Source organism: Pseudorhodoferax aquiterrae (assembly GCF_014652235.1).
GTDB classification, from domain to species: domain Bacteria; phylum Pseudomonadota; class Gammaproteobacteria; order Burkholderiales; family Burkholderiaceae_C; genus Pseudorhodoferax; species Pseudorhodoferax aquiterrae.
On sequence record NZ_BMYK01000083.1, the window covers coordinates 1 to 975 of the forward strand.

The 975-nt window shown below is 64.4% G+C and carries 1 protein-coding gene; it reads right to left on the reverse strand.

Annotated features, from left to right (window positions below):
• Positions 1–56: 56 nt before the first annotated feature.
• Positions 57–975 (reverse strand): IS110 family RNA-guided transposase (locus tag IE209_RS33620; RefSeq protein ID WP_189691198.1); only part of this gene is annotated, 919 nt, incomplete at its 5' end.

The following is a 975-nucleotide window of genomic DNA, read 5'->3' on the forward strand; positions in this document are numbered from 1 at the left end:
CCATGCAGCATGAATCGAAAAGCCGCTGGGCCCGACCCCGGAAAATCAGCGGCGAATCAGGCGACGGCGTGAGCCGAGCGGTTGTCGACAGAGGGCCACTTGCCGATGGCCTTGAGTTGCTTGATCCAGCGCGGAGCGTTCTTTGCGGCGCTGATGGCGGCGTAGTCGATGGCCTGGTCCAGATACGGCTGGCGGCGCGAAAGCAGAACGTAGATCAGCCGGATCATCTTGTGGGCCAAAGCAACGATGGACTTCTTGTGGGACTTGCGCACCATCAGGCTTTTGTACTTGGACGCCAGAGTGCTCTTGGTCATGCGCGCGGCATTGGCGCATTCGCACAGGATGTAGCGCACGGTGTTGTTGCCGTGGCGGGTGCGCCCGCACTTGCGCTTGCCAGCGCTCTCGTCGTTGCCCGGGCTCAGTGCAGCCCAACTGGCCAGCCGCTGGGGCGAGCCGAATCGGGTCATGTCATCGCCGATCTCGATCAGGATCAACGCGGCAGCGATCTGGTCGATGCCAGGGATGGTCTGGAGCAACTGGTGGGCCCAGGCGTAGGGCTGCATGGCATCGAGCAAGTACGCGTCGACCTCGTCCAGCTCGTGCTGCAGCCGATCGATCTGCTCGTGCAGGTGGCGCAGCACGAACAGGTGGCGAGCGCTGAGCTCGCCTTGCAGGCTGGCCTTCAGGTCCTCGGTCTTGAGCTTGAGCGCGCCGCGCGCGTGCGACAGCAGCGCAGGCAATGGCTGCCCCTGGATCAGGCCGCGAACCATGGCGCGAGCCGACACGCCGTTCACATTGCTGACGACGGCACCCAGTTTGATGCCCGCATCGTCCAGGATCTTGTGCAGACGGTTGATCTGGCTGGAGCAGATGGCCGAGAGCTTGCGCCGGTAGCGCGAGACCAGGCGCAGCTCGCGCAGATCCTTTGGGGGAATGAAGCTGCCACGCACCAGGCCGAAGCGCGCCAGCACGGCC